The following is a 17360-nucleotide window of genomic DNA, read 5'->3' as shown; positions in this document are numbered from 1 at the left end:
ATCTGATTCTATCATATATTGTCCCAAAATGCAAGCTTTTTATCGATCAATCTTCTTCTTTTTCGCTGTGGGAATGGAGGTAAAGATGAATTTTGTCAATGCGGTTTTTATCCACCTGCTCCACCACCAGGCGCACTCCGTCACACTCCACTTCCTCTCCCTGGGCGGGAAGGTGCTCCAGCTTGTCAATGATCAGACCTCCCACGGAATCATAATCCTCAGAGGCCAGCTCCAATCCCAGCTTGTGGTTTAGGTCATCCAGCTTCATGGCTCCTTCCACCAGATACTGGTCCTCCCCCAGGGCAACCAGCTCGTCCTCCTCATCCTCATCATACTCATCCCTGATGTCCCCTACGATCTCCTCCAGAATATCCTCCAGGGTGATCAGGCCGGCCGTTGCGCCGTACTCATCCAGGACAATGACAATGTTGTTGGAGGTTCCCCTCATCTCCACCATGAGTTCGGACAATTTTTTGGATTCAAAGGTATAAAGAGGCTGCCGCAGATGGTCGCCTATGGAAAAATGCTTCCTGTCCTCGATCAGCAGCATGTCCTTGATATTGATAATGCCCACCACGTTGTCCGTGGTTTCCTCGTATACGGGCAGGCGGGTGTAGCGCTCCTGGCGGAACACCTCCAGCAGCTCGTCAAAGCCTGCATTCACATTGATGAACGTCATATCAATCCTGGGAACCATAATATCCTTGGCCACAGAATCGCCCAGATCAAACACATTGTTTATCATTTCTTTTTCTTCCGACTCAATGACGCCCTTTTCATGGCCCACCTCCACTATGGTGCGCAGCTCGTCCTCCGTCATGTCATCTCCCCGCTTGTTGGGATCCACGTTGAGGAGCTTCAGTACGCCAAAGGACATCCCGTTCACCGCTGCGATCACCGGTGTGAGAAGGACCATCAGGATATAGATCACATGACCGAACCTGAGGGCATTCTTCTCCGCCTCCAGGGTGGCGATGGTCTTGGGGGTGATCTCACCAAAGATCAGGATCAAAAGGGTCAGGATTCCTGTGGCCGCACCGGCCGCCCTGCTTCCGAACACCTCCGTGGCCAGTACGGTCAGCATGGAGGATGCGGAAAGGTTGACCACGTTGTTGCCGATCAGTATGGCACTGAGCATCTTGCCCTGATCTTCCCCCAGCTTCATGACCCACACGGCAGATTGATTGCCCGACTCTGCCAGGTTTCTGATGCGGATCTTATTAACCGTGGTCAGGGCTGTCTCCGAAGATGAGAAAAAGGCGGAGAGCCCCAGTAAAATAATGATAACAATTAAGCGTATGGCGATCGTGTCACCAGATAGGTCCAAAATTATCAACTCCTGTTTCGTTTGCGTATTTTCATGAAATTGTACAATATTCTGAGGATTCTGTCAACGCCGTGCTTGCGTTGTACTGGATTTTATAACCGGATATCATTTGTGTTTCAGCCATTTGATCTTTAAACTGCACACTTTATAAAAGCTTTTCACATCCTCCAGGGTGCATTCCCCGGAAGCCAGCAGCTTCTTTGCCGCCGCCATGGCCCGGCGTTTGATCCGGGGAGCTGCTTCCCCGCTTCCCGCGGACTCCGCATAGCTTTCCAGGATCTCCTCCAGCTGCCCGATGCCGCCCTCTCCCTGCCCCAGGGAATCCAGATATTTGTGCTCCTTTAGGGTCAGTCTGGCTCCGGCAAGCAGGTCCGGGCGGCGCTCCAGGGTGCGTTTGATGGACTGCTGCCTGCGCCACTCTTCAATATTCTTGTGATGTCCGCTTAAGAGCACTTCGGGAACAGCCATGCCCCGGAACACCTCCGGCCTGGTATACTGCGGATATTCCAGCAGATTGTCGTGAAAGGACTCCTCCTCTGCTGACACCTCATTGTTCAGCACGCCCGGCACCAGCCTGGAGATACAGTCTATCATTACCATGGCAGGAAGCTCTCCGCCCGTGAGCACAAAGTCCCCCACAGAGAGATGATCCGTGACGATCAGCTCCAGCGCCCTCTCGTCAATGCCCTCATAGTGACCGCACAGGAACACCAGGTCCTCCTCCTTTGCCAGTTCCTCGGCAATGGACTGGTTGAATACCCTGCCCTGGGGCGTCATGTAGAGGACCCTGGGTTTTTTACCGGTCCGCGCGCAAAGGTCTTCATATGCCTCGCACACAGGCCCGGGCTGCATCACCATACCGGCCCCGCCTCCGTAAGGCGCATCATCCACATGCCTGTGTTTATCCCTGGAATAGGCCCTGATATCAATGGCCTCCACCGATATGGCCCCGCTGTCCATGGCCCGGCCCGTAATGCTGGTTCCAAGCCCGTCCATGACCATATCCGGAAACAATGTCAATATATGGAAATTCATCTTTTCTCCTATTATCCTTTTATTTAGTTATCTTTCCACCGGTTCTTCAGTTTCGTCTGGAGCCGGTACAAGGTGTTCAGGGCATCAATGGGCGTCATGGTGGACAGTTCCAGGCAGTCCAGCTCCCTGACAATGTCGTCATCCTTTACCGTATCAAAGAAGGTGAGCTGCTGCATATCCACCTCGTCTGGCTTGGGAACCGCCTTGTGCTGGGTAATGTTGGAGCTGATCTCCGCGATCTCCTTGGCCCTGGCCGTGATGTCGGCATCGCTGAGTTCCTCTGCGATCTCCTTGGCCCTGGCAATGACTGAATCAGGTACACCTGCCAGTTTGGCCACCTGGATGCCGTAGCTTTTATCAGCCCCGCCCCGGACGATCTTTCGCAGGAACACGATATCATCCCCCTGCTCCTTCACCGCAATACAGTAGTTTTTCACCCCCGCAATGGTGCCCTCCAGCTCCGTAAGCTCATGGTAATGGGTTGCGAACAGTGTCTTGGCTCCCAGAAGCTTTGTACTGCTGATGTGTTCGATCACAGCCCACGCAATGGACAGGCCGTCAAAGGTGCTGGTTCCCCTTCCGATCTCGTCCAGGACCAGCAGGCTGTTCCTTGTGGCATTGCGCAGGATATTGGCCACCTCGGTCATTTCCACCATAAAGGTGCTTTGCCCGCTGGCCAGGTCATCGGAGGCGCCCACCCTGGTAAAGATCCTGTCGCAGATTCCGATGTCCGCCTCCTGGGCAGGCACAAAGCTGCCCAGCTGGGCCATGAGCACGATCAGGGCCACCTGGCGCATATAGGTGGATTTACCCGCCATGTTAGGGCCTGTGATAACGGACAGACGGTTCTTGCCATTGTCCAGGAAGGTATCGTTGGCCACAAACAGGTCATCCCGCATCATCTGCTCCACCACGGGATGGCGGCCGTTTTTGATCTGGATCACGCCCTTCTCGTTGATCATGGGCTTTACATAATTCCGGCGCGTGCTCACCACGGACAGGGAGCAGAACACATCCACTCCCGCAATGGCCTTTGCCGTCTTCTGGATGCGGACCACCTGGGCCGCAATGCTGTCCCTCACCTGACAGAACAGGTCATATTCCAGGGAGACCAGCTTGTCCTCGGCTCCCATGATAATGTCCTCCAGATGCTTTAGCTCATCTGTGGTAAAACGCTCCGCATTGGTCAGTGTCTGCTTGCGCACAAAGTAATCCGGCACCTGGTCCTTAAAGGAATTGGTAACCTCAAAATAGTAGCCGAACACCTTGTTGAATTTTACCTTCAGGGTCTTGATCCCTGTTTTTTCCTTTTCCTTTGACTCCAGCTCTGCCAGCCAGTTCTTACCCTCTGTCTTGGCCTGGCGCAGCTTGTCCGCCTCCTCGTTATAGCCGTCCTTGATGATGCCGCCCTCGCGGACCGTTACAGGCGGATCCTCCAGGATCGCCTCCCCGATCAGCTCATAAATATCCTGGAGGCTGTCCAGTTCCTCTGCCAGGCTTCTTAACAGTTCTCCGGTAAACTCTCCCAGGATCCGCTTGATGTGTGGAAGCATTTCCAGGGAACTTTTAAATGCAATCAGATCCCTTGGGTTGGCCGTCTTATAACTGATACGCCCGATCAGGCGTTCCAGATCATAGATGGGATTGAGGTACTCGCAGATCTCCTCCCGGGAAATATAATTCATATTCAGCTCTTCCACTGCTTCCTGCCGTTTCATGATCTCGTCCTTATGGATCAGGGGCTGTTCAATGTAACTTCTCAGAAGGCGCGCCCCCATGGCTGTCTTGGTCTTGTCCAGGACCCAGAGCAGGGTTCCCCGCTTCTGCTTTTCCCGCATGGTCTCCACCAGCTCCAGGTTTCTCCTGGTAGAGGTGTCAATGACCATAAACTGCCCTGTGGAATAGGGGGTGATGGTGGTAATGTGTTCCAGGGTATTTTTCTGGGTTTCATACATATACTGCATCACTGCCCCTGCCGCAATGATCCCCGTACCGTAATCGGTGAGTCCCAGACCGCTTAAATGACCCACACGGAAATGCTCCCGCAGCACCCTGCGGCAGGACTCATCACCGAAGAATCGGCTGTCCAACGCTGATATGACCACATGATAGCGGTTCTTAAGCTCTTCCAGATCCACGCCGGACATATAAAAAGCATTGTTACAGATGATCTCGGAAGGGGAAAACTTGTTGATCTCATCAAACAGCTCCCGGTCCGAATCCACTTCGGTTACCATAAAGTCCCCGGTGGTGATGTCCGCAGTGGAAATGCCGTAAATGCCGTCCATGCAGACGATTCCCATGAGATAGTTGTTCTTAGTCTCATCCAGGGCCTGCACACTGGTGATGGTCCCGGGGGTAACCACGCGGATCACTTCCCGCTTCACAAGCCCCTTTGCAAGCTTGGGATCCTCCACCTGTTCCGCTATGGCCACCTTATATCCCTTCTGGACCAGACGGTACAGGTAAGACTCCACTGCATGATAGGGCACGCCGCACATGGGAGCGCGCTCATCAAGGCCGCAGTCTTTTCCGGTCAGGGTGATCTCCAGCTCCTTTGAAACCGTCAGGGCGTCCTCGAAAAACATCTCATAGAAATCCCCCAGACGGTAAAACAGGATGCAGTCCGGATATTCTTTTTTAGTCTCTACGTAATGCTGCATCATGGGTGATAATTGTGACTGTACCAAAATTATGTCCTCTCTTCTCTCGTATCGTTGGATGCAGGTTGACGGTGTATCACCTACATTCTTTTTCCCATGTAATAAAATCCTTTGCTCTCTTCCAGATATACGGGTACCAGCTGTCCTATGAGGGACGAGTCCCCGGGGAAATGCACCACCGTGTTGTTGGACAGCCGTCCTGTGACCAGATCCGGGGAGTGGTCATTGACCTCCTCCACCAGCACCTCCTGCACGGTATGGACGTCCCTGCTGCACATCCTGGCGGAAATATCCTGCACCTCCTTAAGCAGGCGGTCAAAGCGGTCTTTAATCTCCTCATGGGGGATCTGATCCTCCATGGACGCTGCCGGGGTTCCGGTCCGTTTGGAGTAGATAAAGGTAAATGCGCTGTCAAACTCCACCCGGCGCACCACATCCAGGGTTTCCTGGAAATCCTCCTCCGTCTCTCCCGGGAACCCCACTATGATATCTGTTGTCAGGGAAATGCCTGGAACCGCTTTCTTGATCCGGCCGGCCAGTTCAACAAACTGCTCCTTTGTGTAGACACGGTTCATTTTCTTAAGGATCCTGCTGCTTCCCGACTGCAAAGGCAGGTGCAGATGGCGGCAGATCTTATCCGACTGCGCCATGACCTGGATCAGCTCCTCTGACAGGTCCTTGGGATGGGAGGTCATGAATCGGATCCTGCGGATGCCCTCGATCTGCTCCACTTCCCTTAAAAGCTGTGCAAATGTCATGGGCGTGTCCAGATTCTTGCCGTAGGAGTTTACATTCTGTCCCAAAAGCATGACTTCCACCACGCCCTCGGAAGCCATTTTACTGATCTCCTTTACGATCTCCTCCGGCTTCCTGCTGCGTTCCCGCCCCCGAACATAGGGAACAATGCAGTAGCTGCAGAAATTATTGCAGCCAAACATGATATTGACGCCGGATTTAAAAGGATATTTTCGCTCCACCGGCAGATCCTCCACGATCTGGTCCGTGTCCTCCCACACATCCACAACCATTTGGTGCTTGTGGGCTTTGCCGGAGCCTCCCCTCCGGCTCTCATCTTCCTTTTTGCGGCTGTCCAGACAGACGGACACCAGCTCTGCCAGCTTAAATATATTGTGGGTTCCAAAGATCAGGTCCACGTAGCGGTAGCTCTTCTTTATCTTGTCCACCACTTCCTTTTCCTGCATCATGCAGCCGCACAGGGCGATCATCATCTGGGGATGTTTTTTCTTGTAGGCTCCCAGCTGTCCCAGACGCCCGTAGACCCGCAGGTTTGCATTTTCACGCACCGTACATGTATTGTAGAGGACAAAATCAGCCTCCTCCGATTCCACGGCCTTGTACCCTATGGTTTCCAGGATCCCCAAAAGCTTCTCCGAATCCCTGGCATTCATCTGGCACCCAAAGGTGTTGATGCAGCAGGTCAGGGGCCGTCCCAGACGGTCCGAAAGCTCTCCCACCTGTGATCTGGCCCGTTCCATAAAGTACTGCTGGCGTTCCGGCTCCATGTCCGGGGGCATTATGTCTTTGTCTTTTATTGTAGTTCTGGATTCTTCCATCAATCTGCTCCTCACTGTTTCTTCCTGTATACATATGGAAAACAGCCGTTTTCCATATGGTGTAACACGCAAGCAGGCTGGACCGCATGGTCCAGCCAATTATAATTATTAACAGTATGAATTTTATATTAAAATACCATAGAAGTCAATCCGGGTTTTTAAAAGCTTTTCTCATCTTCCCGTTCCAGCCGTATGGTCACGGTCTGATCATCGATCTCCGGCCTGGGGGTATGGATATGGATGCAGGCTGTTCCCTGCGTCCCGCCGGCACGGGTCCGGACCCAGAAAGCCGCGCATCCTCCCAGGGACGGGATCAGGGGCGGACCGATCAGCTCAATGTCACCTTCCACAGACACACTGACCACCTGGGGATGATGATACAGCCGGTTTCCGTACTCATCCGCAAAAGTGCAGACCACCCGGGTCTCATCCACCTGGTCGTTATAGAGGACCGCGTCATCCACCTCGACCATCAGCCTGGCCAGCCTTGGGTTGTCGGAGTACCGTCTCTCCGCCACTGCCTCATCTCCCACATAGCCCACGATCCTGGCCCCGGTCCATCTGTGCTGCCAGAACTCGCCGTTCTCAGTCACCAGCACCGGAGGATGGGCAAGGCCCGGAAATTTAACACTGGGATAATAGGTCCTTGTTATATCATTGGACAGGGTTACCTCAATATAGTCGCAGTTTGTCAGCACATAAAAGGGGACCGGCTCACAGCGCTCTCCCCTTCCCACCATGGAACAGGGAACCAGGACCGCCTCCTCCTTGGGGGATTTCTGGCTTGCATACAGCCATGCCGCCCACTTGGGCACGCGGAACATATCCAGTACCCCATGGTAACAGATCTTATTAAGGGAATTGTGGTCATTATGGGTGTTGTAGTCAAACATACACCACCCAAGACCTCCCAGGTATTGGTCTGAAGTCATGATCTTGCTCATGGCCCTTGCATGGCGGATTGCAAACTCTTCCTGCCGTTCTTCCGAGTCAAAGGGCTTAGTGGGAAGGACCGCCCCCGTATGCTCGCTCACCAGATAAGGCACCCGTTTTGTACTGCCCGTGGCCTGGTGGGCGCTCAGCAGCATATGCTCTCCCTGGTCGTCCTCGCTGTAATCATTATAACTGTATATATCCTCGATCAAATGGCTGCCTGTTTCCCAGCGCACCCCGGTGGTCGGCCTGGAAGGGTCCATGGCCTTGCAGCGCCGGTTGGTCTCCCGGTACAGCTCGTCATGATCCGTTGTCTCGTTCAGACGCGTCCCCCATATCACAATGCCGGGATGGTTATAGTGTCCCAGCACCATATTTTCCAGATCCTGGAATACCACCTTTTTAAATTCCTCGTCACCCACATAGCCCCAGCCGGGAATTTCCTCAAAAACCATAAGCCCCAATTCATCGCACCGGTCCAGGAAATACCTGGACTGCATATAGTGGGAACAGCGCACCATGTTAAGGCCCATGAATTTTTTCAGCAGCCAGGCATCCTTTTCCTGGGCCCGCCTTCCCATGGCATATCCCACATAGGGATAAGACTGGTGGCGGTTCAGCCCCATCAGCTTGATCCGTTCTCCGTTCAGGTAAAATCCATCCGGCTCCACACGGATGGTCCGAAATCCGATCCGCGCCCGGAATCCGTCCACCTGCCGTCCATCCTCATCCTGTAATGTAACACTGGCCTCATAAAGCTGCGGGTCATCCGGCTGCCACAGCTTTACCGTCCCCACATCACCGGGTTCCAGTAAAATGCTTCCGTTATCCGGCGCAGCCCATATCCGCTGCCGCTTTTCCCACACCAGGGTTCCGTCCTTACGGAGGGACGCCACGGCCCACAGTTCCCGCTCATGGCCATGGCTTTTGATCAGAAGCTCCGGTTCCATCACCGCATGGTCATGATCCAGGGTGTAGCGGAATAATACCTGCTTCAGATATGTTTCCTCCTGGATATACAGGGTAACATCCCTGTATATCCCGCCGTAGATCAGGAAATCCACGGTGGAACCATTGGGCGGTATATCCTCTCTCTCATGGGAGTCCACCCGAAGGACCATCCTGTTCTCCCCCGGTTTTACATACTCCGTAATATCAAACAGCGCCGTGGAGTACGCCCCCTTATGGCTGCCCGCCCTGCGTCCATTGATATATAGATCGTAGCAGGCGGAGACTCCCTCAAATGAAACCAGGGCGCGTTTTCCCTCCAGCCCCGGAAGGCTGAAGCTGCGGATATATGTGGATATCATGCAGGTCATGGTCTGATCAAAACAGTCATAGGGAATCTCCTTCACCGTATGGGGTACATTGACCAGCTGGCCTTCTTCATCCTTACCGCCTGTTATGTATTCTTCCTTAAAACCCTCTTTGAATCTCCATCCCAGGTTTAAATTGCAGTATTTCTGCATTCTATCTTCCCTCACTTTACATTTTATAAACTGCTATGATTTAATTGCCCCCGCCGTGATATCCGCCGTAAACTGCCGGCTGAACAGCAGGAATATGATAAACAGCGGCAGGGTGGCCAGAAGCACGCCGCACATGACCATACCGTAATCCGTGCTGTTGTAAGCTCCCTGCAGCTGTGCCAGGGCCACCTGAAGAGTATTCCTGCTGGAATCATTGGTCACGATCAGCGGCCACAGGTAATCGTTCCAGCTGTCCATGAATATATAGATACATAAGAACGCGCAGCCCGGTATCATAATGGGCAGCCCCACGTGCAGGAACAGGCCAAAGGTGCCGCACCCATCGATCCTGGCGGAGTTGATCAGGTCATCATGTATGGACCCGGTACAGTACTGGTTCATCCAGAAGATGCCGAATGCCGGGATCAGTCCGGGAAGGATCAGCGCCTTAAAGGTGGAGAGCCAGCCCAGCTTGTTCATGATGATCAGCTGTGGGATCAGGTTGAGTTGGGGCGGGATCATCATGGTCACCAGACACAGTGCAAATAAGAATCTCCTTCCGGGAAATTGAAACTTTGCAAAATAAAAGGATGCCAGGGAACAGAAGAACACGCCTCCCACGGTCTTGCATACGGCCACAACAAATGTGTTGAACATGGCCCTTCCAAACTGGATGGAATTTAAAAGATTCGTCATATTGGTCATGAACTGCCCGCCAAAGACCATGACCGGAGGAAACCGCATGAATGCCGCGGAACTGTTGGTGGCCATGACCGCCAGCCAGTAAAAGGGGAACAGGGATATGACGGCTCCCAGGCCGATGAATCCGTATAAAAGAATGCCGGATACCACTTTATTCATTTTCATGTTAATCCACCTCCCGTCTGGTAATCATCCAGTTGATCAGGGAACAGAAGCCGATGATCACAACCAGAGCCCAGGAAATAGCTGAACCGTAGCCAAACTGACGGTTGCCGAATGCCTGGTTGTACAGGTAAAGGACCACGGTCATACCGCTCTTGCCGATCCCTCCCGCCGTGCCCACTAACATCTGGGCTTCCGCAAACAGCTGCCATCCTCCAATGGTGGAGGTGATCACCACAAACTGGATCACCGGATTCAGCAGCGGCACCGTGATATACCGGAAGATCTGGAAGGTGGATGCCCCGTCCAGGCTGGCAGCCTCATACAGAGAGCTGGGTATCTTCTGCAGTCCGGCCAGCAGGATAATGGCGTTATAGCCGGTCCACCTCCATATGACAATGGCCGCAATGGCCACGTGCACGCCCCAGGTCAGGGACATCCACTGCACCGGGTCAAATCCCAGGCGGCTGATCAAAAAGTTCAGGATTCCATATTTATTGCCGAATATGTTGGCGAATACAATGGCGATCGCCACCGTTGAGGTGATGTTGGGAAGGTAGTATACGGTACGGAAAAAATTCTTTCCCTTTAAAAACGCGCCGTTCAGCAAGAAGGCCAGGACAACAGCCAGGATGACCATGGGAATGGTGGACAGCACCCATATGATCAGCGTATTTTTAATGGACAGCAGGAAGGTGCTGTCCTGTAAAAGATGCTGGAAATAAAAAAGTCCTACAAACTTTTTCTCTCCCACTCCTCCCCATTTGTGGAATGAAAGAAAAAAAGAATAGAAAATAGGAAAGATCCAGAATATTGCATAGATCAAAAAGAAAGGGCTGATCAGCAGGTATATCATCCTGTTTTTATAGATGTCGTGGAGTAATCCCCGTACCCTGTCCCCGGGCGGGCCTCCCTGTGGTTTCTTCCTTTTTTTCATTGATTGTTTTCCTCCATGGCCTGCCCGTTTGCAGGTCAGCTTATAACCTGGGGCAAAACCCAATAATGGGCCACTTTAAAAGCGGCCCATACCAGCAGTTTATTTCATGTATTCCAGATCGTAAATCTCCTTTGCCTCTTTTACCGCATCTGCCAACGCCTCTTCAGGATCCTTATCCTGGTCCTGGACCAGTAAAAGCTGCTGCTCAAAGGCGGACTGGTAGGAACTGTAATTCGGAGGATAATAATAGTCGCTGATCTCCTTGGCGGCCTTAATAAAGTACTCATTTACCACCTGATTCCCGAAAAACTCCTCCTCATACATCAGGGCCGGATCATCCAGGGCCGAGATCAGGGACGGGAACAGACCCAGCTGTTCCAGGGATTTCACCTGATTCTCCGTGTTGGTCATCCAGGTCAGAACCTTGTATGCTGTTTCCACATTTTTACAATCTTTTGTAATCCCAATGGAGGAACCGCCTACATTTCCGGCTCCTCCCGGCGCGGTGGTCACTCTCCACTGGCCTGCCGTATCCGGCGCCGCGTCCTGGAGCTCCGGTTTCATCCACACGGCTCCCACAAATGCAGCCACGTCCCCGTTGTTCAGGGATGCCGCCCACTCGGAGGACCACTCGGTGTCACCGCCGTACACATACGGCTTTCCTTCCACCGCTGTCATGAACGCCTCCCTGATATGATCCTGGTCGGCTATAAAATTCCCCTGTTCATCGATCATGTGCTGAGACTGCTGTCCCAATGCAGCCACAAACAGATGGCCCATGAAATCAAACATCTTCACATCCGGAGTTGCCGCCTGCAGCTTCTCGGCTGCCGCATATGCATCCTCCCAGGTGGACATGGCGGCCGCCACATCAGCCGGCTCCGCGGGAAGCCCTGCCGCCTCAAACAGGCCGGCGTTATAGAACATGCAGGTGGGGCCGATATCCATGGGAAGGGCGATCAGCTTTCCGTCAACAGTCTCTGCACGTTTCCATTTCCACTCCACATACTGGTCTTCAATTTCCTTTGCATTGCAGGGGGCGTCATAAAGGTTCACAAACATATCCGGATACTGGAGAAGATTGGCGATCCAGTCATCCATTGGAAGCAGGTCCGGCAGTTCCCCGCCGCTTGCAATGGTGGTGTTGATCTTCTCCTCTATATCATCGGCAGAGAACAGCTCCGCCTTGATGGTAACTCCCGGGAACTGCTCCGATACCTGCGCGATCAGATCTTCCCTTATGCTGTTCTTCCAATACCACATGGTCAGTACTACTTCATCTGATCCACTCTCTGTTCCTTCCGGCACTGCCTGGGATGCCGTCTCCTTTCCAGAATCCGCGCTGCCTGCCGGATCCGCACTGTTTCCTGAACCGGAGCATCCGGCCAGTGAAGACATCACCATGGCTGCGGCCAAAAGGGCTGCCATTGATCTTTTTAACATAATATCCCATCCTCCTTTGTTGTAAACTAAAAACAAAAACACTCAATATTGTAGCAATTTATAACGGCATCTGCAAATCGTAAATTCAGGCTGAGGATAAATACATTAAAAATAGTAATTTATTTCTGTCAAAGGTGCCCGTTCCTGTCCCATGTGGGAAATAAATTTATATATTTATTTTTTCGCAGTGGGTAGACACATAAATTTCCCAAAATAAATTACCATTTATAATACTGAAAAAGTGTCTTTTCCGCGTTATATTTCATATTTTCCCCTTTATTCTTCCATTTATGATGAGCAAAAAATTTTACTATTTTTTCGCACTTTCATGTGGTACAATAATTAGAATTAATATTGGCATCTCAGGAGGGGGATTTTCGTGCAGGCATGTAAGGTCCATATCAATACCGCAAAAATGGTTTCTATTTTAAATCCAATATCCAAACTATTAAAAACACCTGTGCTTTTTTATGCAACAGAATCCAAACAGTGGTTTGGAGCCTCGAAACGAAACCTTCCCTTCTGCTACATGATGGAGCGCAGCCCTGTGACCAACGCGTTCTGTACCCATTGCGACCAGCAGGCCGATGAACAATGCGCCCGGCAGAAGAATGCATATGCGTACCACTGCCATGCCGGTCTGATCGAGGTCGCATGTCCGGTATACATTGACAACACCTATGTGGGATTTCTGATCATTGGGCAGTTTCGCACCAAAAAGGCCGGGCTGGAAAAGGAATATGCCAGAAAGCTGGCTTTGTTATGTGAAACAGAGCCGGATACCCTTTATAAAAAATATTATTCCCAGCCTCTCATCGGAGCCGAAGCAGTGGATGGGATAAAGCTGATCGCCGGAATGATCCGCAGCCGTCTTCTGGAGGAAAAGGTCTTTTCCCTGGAATACCACGAAGTCATCAAAAAGGTGGAAAACTATATTAACCAGAACATCTGCTCTCCTCTTCCCCTAAAGGGCATTGCCCAGCATGTTTTTATGAGCTCCGCTTACTTAAGCACCACCTACAAAAATGTGACAGGTAAAAATATCACGGACTATATCCAGGAGCGCCGCGTATCCGCGGCCTGCTTTCTGATCCGCACCACCTCAAAATCCATTTCAAAAGTGGCACAGGAAACCGGATTTTCCGATGCCAATTATTTTACCAAGGTTTTTAAGAAAAAAACGGGAATGACGCCCAGGGAATACCGTCAGCGGTGGAAAGACGGGGATATCGAAGAGTAGGGACCTTACATATCACAGGACCGTAATGCCTTTGTCATTCCGGTCCTCTTTGCCTTGTCGATCCCGCCCCCCATGTGTGGCAGAGCCTGGTTTAAGAACGCGGCCCGCATAACGGAGTCCTCCCCGTATCTTTCCCTGATCTCGTCAATGGCAGCGTCCAGCCTGGAATATTTCTCATAGCTGTCCATGTCAAACATATTGTACTGATATCCGCTGTGGCGGGTGACCCGGCTGGTGTGCACCCCCATCTGGCGGATGGGTGAACGGTTCCACAAGCTGTCAAATACCCGGCAGGCCGCACGGTAGATCTCAAGGGTGGTGTCCGTGGCTGAGATCAGGGTGGTCTGCCGGGAACAGTGGATAAAATCCCGGTCAGTGATGGATATGGCCACACAGGCCGCCTTCATCCCATCCGCCCTCAGCCTGGCGCACACGGTCTCGGTCAGTGAAAGAATGACCTGACGGGCGGCGGCTGCATCCGTCACATCCGAGGGAACGGTCATGGAGTTGCCGTACCCCTTGTTTTCCGGAAGTTCTTTGAGAAAAGGTGAGGTGTCCCGTCCATTGGCATAATTCCAAATAAATTCCCCGTGTTTTTTTAAATGCCGGATGATCAGCTCCGGGTCGGAGACAGCCAGTTCCCCAATAGTCCTGATCCCCAGGCTTATCAGCTTTTGTCTGGTGGCCCGTCCCACCCAGAACAAGTCGCCGATGGGCAGGGGCCACATCTTTTTCTGTATCTCCTCCCGGAACAGGGTGTGCACCCTGTCGGGTTTTTGAAATTCCGATGCCATCTTAGCCAGCAGCTTATGGTCGGACACCCCGATATTGACCGTAAAACCCAGGGTGTTTCGGATCTCCTCCCGGAGCTGGTGCGCGAAAACCACTGGATTCCCCCACAGGGACATGGTTCCCTTCATAAGGCAGAATGCCTCATCAATGCTGTATTGGTGCACATAAGGGGAATACTGTCTCAGAAGCCTGATCAGGGCCTTGGAACATTCCACATACAGTTCATAATCAGGGGGCAGGATCACCAGCTCCGGACACTTGCGCCTTGCCTCATAAAGGGATTCCCCTGTACTGACCCCGTACTTTTTAGCAGGTCCTGATTTTGCCAGCACAATCCCATGCCTCTCTTTTTCATTCCCTCCGATCGCGGAGGGAATGGTACGAAGATCCAGGCCGCTTCCTTTGATATGGATCTCGTGGGCCGCAGTCCAGCTGAGGAACGCACTGTTCACATCCACATGATACCATATTTCTTCTATCTCTCCTTCTGTTTTCATCCTTTCCTCCGTTTAAAACTCGTGTACTCTCGGACTCTCCCGGTTCCTATGTCAGGGTCTGGAAAAATGACCACTTGTGGGTGGATACCCGGTATCTCAGCTCAATGAGCTTTCTCTGGCCTTCAGCCGCCGCCCAGCAGATAAAGCTGATATAGTCCATACCACAGTACTTTTCCTCCCTGGAGGATACCACCTCCTCAATCTTAACTGTGATGATCCCATGTTCTTCATTCTCATACCGGAACCACAACGGCGTCATATCCCCCAGGGTACTGCAGGCCCCAAACAGCTGTATGGGTATGTTCAAAGCAGCCACCGCTCTCACCTCCTGTTGTTTTTAATATATAAGAACATATGTTCTTTTTCAAGTGGTAATTCCTGGTATTTACAAATTGGATAAAAAGCGGACAAAAAACCGGCTGCACTGAACGGGAACGTCCAGGCCTCCGGCATGTTTACATCTTAACGTATAGGAAAATGGATCCGCGCCGGTCATTCCCGGCAGTGGATCGTAAACTGGTTTTTCTCATAATCGATCAGTCCGCACCGCTTCATCCTGGACAGTTCACCGGACAGGGCGCTTCTGTCCACGGAAAGATAATCTGCCATCTGCTGTCTGTTAAAGGGCACAGTGACCCTGTGGCTGCCCTGCTTTGCCGCCTCCTGGGACAGGTACACCAGGACCCTCTCCCTTAAGGATTTGGGGGTTATGATATCCATCTTCCTGGTGAGCATCAGGTTCTTGCGGGCCAGCACATACATCAGGCTGCGGATCAGGCGGGTGTGGAAATCACAGGCAGAAGGACAGGTGGTCAGGATCCTGTTCACATCCATGAACAGCACTTTGGCAGGCTCTGAAGCCTGTACATCCACCATCAGCGCCTCTCCCTTAAGACATGCATAGGTCTCGGCAAAGATCTGCCCCTGGCTGATGTTCTCAATGATCTTGCGGTTCCCCCATACATCATCTTTTATGATGTTCACAGAACCCTCCATCACAACTCCCAGCCGGCCTGTGATATCCCCTGCCCTGTATATATACGCGTCTTTTTGAAAGCTTTTTTCCTCGGCCGAAAGACATTTCAGCACACTCTCTATCTCCCTGTCCTTAATCCCCTGAAACAGAGGAGTTGCCGATAAAATATGAACGTTCATCCTTTTCTCCCATCCGGATTCCTTACTGCTTCAGGAACACGTATTCCCGTTCTCCTGAAAGCATTTCGCTGCAGCGGTATCCCAGCCGGTCAAATGCCTTGACCCCATCCGGCTCCTCAACTGCGTTCTCCGCCATGAACCGGACCATCTCCCCGCGGGCCATCTTGGCTTCCGTGGCCTTTACCTTTACTTTGGCATTTCCCTGTTTATCATGCTCCAGGCTTCCAAACACGCAGGTGATGTATGTAATATCCGGCGTCAGATAGGGTTCTATGGCCTTGCTGTACTCTTTGGATGCAAGGTTTATAATGGTCCTGTCCTCTTTTACCAGTTCTCTGTACAGCAGGTCTCCCCAGTATTCATACAGACTGGTAATCCCTTTCTGTCCCTCCTCCTTTGGCGAAAGCATTACCTTTGCCTGCATCTCCAGGCGGTAGGGCACGATTCCGTCCAGAGGGCGCAGGATGCCGTAAAAGCCGGAAAGGATCCGCAGATGGGACTGCACATAATCCCAGCTCTTTTGCTCAAATACCCCGGGAGCCATATACTGGTACTGGATCCCCTCATAGGACAATAGGGCCGGAGTAAGGCGGCTGGTAAGGTCCATGTTCCTGAACCGCTCGTAGTTAAGGGCAGCAATCCTTTCATTGCACGCCCACATGTTCCTGGCCTCCTCACGGCTCAGATTTCTTACGTATTCTTTTAATATTTCTGCCTTTGAAAGAAAACAGGGAAGACCTGCTGAGTCCAGCTCATCCTCCCTGACATTCATCTTCTTGGCAGGTGATATGATGATATTCATCCTGTCGTCTACTCCACTTTTCCGATTTTTGGATAATAGCAGAACAATACCTTTGCCATTATGTCTTTCTTTGGTACAAACTGGTTTTTCCAGAACCTGGCATCCAGGGAATTGTTCCTGTTGTCCCCCATCATAAAATAACAGCCCTCCGGCACCGTGTAAGGACCATAGGATCCCTCCATCGGCTCTGGCAGGTACGGTTCATCCAGGGGGGTCTGGGAATCGTTGATGTACACCTTGCCGTCCACAACATTTACCGTCTCTCCCGGCAGCCCGATGACGCGTTTTACATAGTAGACCTCCCTGTTGTCCGGGAACTTAAAGATCACCACGTCCCCCCGTTCCGGCTCACTGTTAATATACGCCAGTCTGGAACCGATCACGCGGCTGTGGGACATGATGGTATTCTCCATGGAACCGGTGGGAACCCGGCTGTTGGCAATGATGACATTGTTGAGGAACAGGGCGATCACCACGGCTGCCACAATGATCTGGATCCAGCTGATGATCTCCTTTTTCCAGCTAAAGGGTTCTTCCTCCGGCTGTCTGCGGCTCCTCCCCCTTTTTTCCCTCTTGTTTTCTTCCGTCTCCTCTATCTCGTCTATGGGCATACAATTTCCTCTTTTCTA

14 protein-coding genes are annotated in these 17360 nt (G+C 52.0%); 1 reads left to right on the top strand and 13 read right to left on the bottom strand.

Annotation, left to right across the window (positions count from 1 at the left end; genetic code table 11):
- Nucleotides 1–46: 46 nt before the first annotated feature.
- The 8 genes from HMPREF9469_RS17300 to HMPREF9469_RS17265 form a co-directional block, all read right to left on the bottom strand.
- Nucleotides 47–1327: an HlyC/CorC family transporter gene (locus HMPREF9469_RS17300; RefSeq protein ID WP_007864194.1), complete on the bottom strand. Its 1281-nt coding sequence runs from the start codon at nucleotides 1325–1327 to the stop codon at nucleotides 47–49.
- Between the two features lie 105 nt (nucleotides 1328–1432).
- Nucleotides 1433–2362: a tRNA (guanosine(37)-N1)-methyltransferase TrmD gene (trmD, locus tag HMPREF9469_RS17295; RefSeq protein ID WP_007864193.1), complete on the bottom strand. Its 930-nt coding sequence runs from the start codon at nucleotides 2360–2362 to the stop codon at nucleotides 1433–1435.
- A 23-nt stretch (nucleotides 2363–2385) separates the two neighbouring features.
- On the bottom strand, nucleotides 2386–5028 hold the full coding sequence (gene mutS / locus HMPREF9469_RS17290) for a DNA mismatch repair protein MutS (RefSeq protein ID WP_040416735.1): 2643 nt from the start codon (nucleotides 5026–5028) through the stop codon (nucleotides 2386–2388).
- Nucleotides 5029–5105: 77 nt separating this feature from the next.
- Entirely contained in the window at nucleotides 5106–6599 is a 1494-nt protein-coding gene (gene miaB / locus HMPREF9469_RS17285; protein WP_007864191.1) for a tRNA (N6-isopentenyl adenosine(37)-C2)-methylthiotransferase MiaB, read from the bottom strand.
- A 158-nt stretch (nucleotides 6600–6757) separates the two neighbouring features.
- Complete coding sequence (locus HMPREF9469_RS17280; protein WP_007864190.1) at nucleotides 6758–9001, bottom strand: glycoside hydrolase family 2 protein; 2244 nt, start codon at nucleotides 8999–9001, stop codon at nucleotides 6758–6760.
- 33 nt (nucleotides 9002–9034) lie between these two features.
- Nucleotides 9035–9868, bottom strand: a complete 834-nt coding sequence (locus HMPREF9469_RS17275; protein WP_007864189.1) for a carbohydrate ABC transporter permease — start codon at nucleotides 9866–9868, stop codon at nucleotides 9035–9037.
- 1 nt (nucleotide 9869) lies between these two features.
- Nucleotides 9870–10802, bottom strand: a complete 933-nt coding sequence (locus HMPREF9469_RS17270; protein ID WP_007864187.1) for a carbohydrate ABC transporter permease — start codon at nucleotides 10800–10802, stop codon at nucleotides 9870–9872.
- Nucleotides 10803–10901: 99 nt separating this feature from the next.
- Nucleotides 10902–12245 (bottom strand): extracellular solute-binding protein, encoded by a 1344-nt coding sequence (locus HMPREF9469_RS17265; protein ID WP_007864185.1) that lies wholly within the window; start codon nucleotides 12243–12245, stop codon nucleotides 10902–10904.
- Between the two features lie 379 nt (nucleotides 12246–12624).
- Here HMPREF9469_RS17265 and HMPREF9469_RS17260 point away from each other — a divergent pair, with 379 nt between their 5' ends.
- Nucleotides 12625–13485 (top strand): PocR ligand-binding domain-containing protein, encoded by an 861-nt coding sequence (locus HMPREF9469_RS17260; RefSeq protein WP_007864183.1) that lies wholly within the window; start codon nucleotides 12625–12627, stop codon nucleotides 13483–13485.
- A 5-nt stretch (nucleotides 13486–13490) separates the two neighbouring features.
- Here HMPREF9469_RS17260 and HMPREF9469_RS17255 read toward each other — a convergent pair whose 3' ends face one another.
- The 5 genes from HMPREF9469_RS17255 to lepB all read right to left on the bottom strand — a co-directional run bounded on the left by HMPREF9469_RS17255 (nucleotide 13491) and on the right by lepB (nucleotide 17342).
- On the bottom strand, nucleotides 13491–14774 hold the full coding sequence (locus HMPREF9469_RS17255) for a DNA polymerase Y family protein (RefSeq protein WP_007864182.1): 1284 nt from the start codon (nucleotides 14772–14774) through the stop codon (nucleotides 13491–13493).
- Nucleotides 14775–14820: 46 nt separating this feature from the next.
- Complete coding sequence (locus tag HMPREF9469_RS17250) at nucleotides 14821–15090, bottom strand: hypothetical protein (RefSeq protein WP_007864179.1); 270 nt, start codon at nucleotides 15088–15090, stop codon at nucleotides 14821–14823.
- Nucleotides 15091–15266: 176 nt separating this feature from the next.
- Nucleotides 15267–15929: a Crp/Fnr family transcriptional regulator gene (locus HMPREF9469_RS17245; RefSeq protein WP_007864178.1), complete on the bottom strand. Its 663-nt coding sequence runs from the start codon at nucleotides 15927–15929 to the stop codon at nucleotides 15267–15269.
- Between the two features lie 22 nt (nucleotides 15930–15951).
- Complete coding sequence (yaaA, locus tag HMPREF9469_RS17240; protein ID WP_007864175.1) at nucleotides 15952–16731, bottom strand: peroxide stress protein YaaA; 780 nt, start codon at nucleotides 16729–16731, stop codon at nucleotides 15952–15954.
- A gap of 8 nt (nucleotides 16732–16739) precedes the next feature.
- On the bottom strand, nucleotides 16740–17342 hold the full coding sequence (gene lepB / locus HMPREF9469_RS17235; RefSeq protein WP_007864172.1) for a signal peptidase I: 603 nt from the start codon (nucleotides 17340–17342) through the stop codon (nucleotides 16740–16742).
- Nucleotides 17343–17360 lie beyond the last annotated feature (18 nt).

This window comes from [Clostridium] citroniae WAL-17108, assembly GCF_000233455.1.
GTDB lineage: Bacteria > Bacillota > Clostridia > Lachnospirales > Lachnospiraceae > Enterocloster > Enterocloster citroniae.
The sequence above is the reverse complement of the archived record's forward strand: the minus strand, read 5'-3'. Positions and strand labels throughout refer to the sequence as shown.